We start from the raw sequence: 528 nt of genomic DNA, 5'->3' as shown, positions 1-528 counted from the left end.
GTAATTGCTCACGTCGCCGACGGAGCCAAGGCTACGATGCGACCGGCAGGGCGGCTCCGTCAAGGGTGAGCCGAATTGCGCGAAGGATACCGATGCCTCGTCGTCGGGCGGTTTCGACGACGGATCGGACATTGGCGTAGAGGGTGGCGCCCCATTCGGAACGGAAGCAATTGGTGACCTTGCGGAAGACGACGCATGGCCTGAGCGCCTGTTCGGAGCCGTTGTTGGTGGCCGGGATGGCGCGGTTGGTGACGAAGACGAAGAGGTTCTGGCGGAAGCGCTTGATGATGCGGAGCAGCTTCTGTCCCGCCTTGGTGGCGGGCACGATCTTGAGCAGGTCGTCGAGCCGGGACTGGAGACGGGAATGATAGACGGCCAGAGTGGAATCCGCCAGATCCGGTCGGCGCCGCCCGATGCGGGTCGCCCGTTTCAGCAGGGCCTTGAGGCCGGGGGCCAAGGCATCGTCGCCGGCGTCGATGGCGTACTGGATGTCGCGCAGCAGGTGGGCGAGGCAGGCTTGATGGTCCT

At 65.2% G+C, this 528-nt stretch carries 1 protein-coding gene; it reads right to left on the bottom strand.

Annotation, left to right across the window (positions count from 1 at the left end; all coding sequences use genetic code 11):
- Positions 1-31: 31 nt before the first annotated feature.
- A partial coding sequence (locus tag IEW15_RS25690) for an IS66 family transposase (RefSeq protein ID WP_188583406.1) occupies positions 32-528 on the bottom strand: 497 nt, incomplete at its 5' end.

The sequence above is a fragment of the Tistrella bauzanensis genome, assembly GCF_014636235.1.
In the GTDB taxonomy this organism is placed as follows: Bacteria; Pseudomonadota; Alphaproteobacteria; order Tistrellales; family Tistrellaceae; genus Tistrella; species Tistrella bauzanensis.
This window is presented reverse-complemented; position numbering and strand designations above follow the sequence as displayed.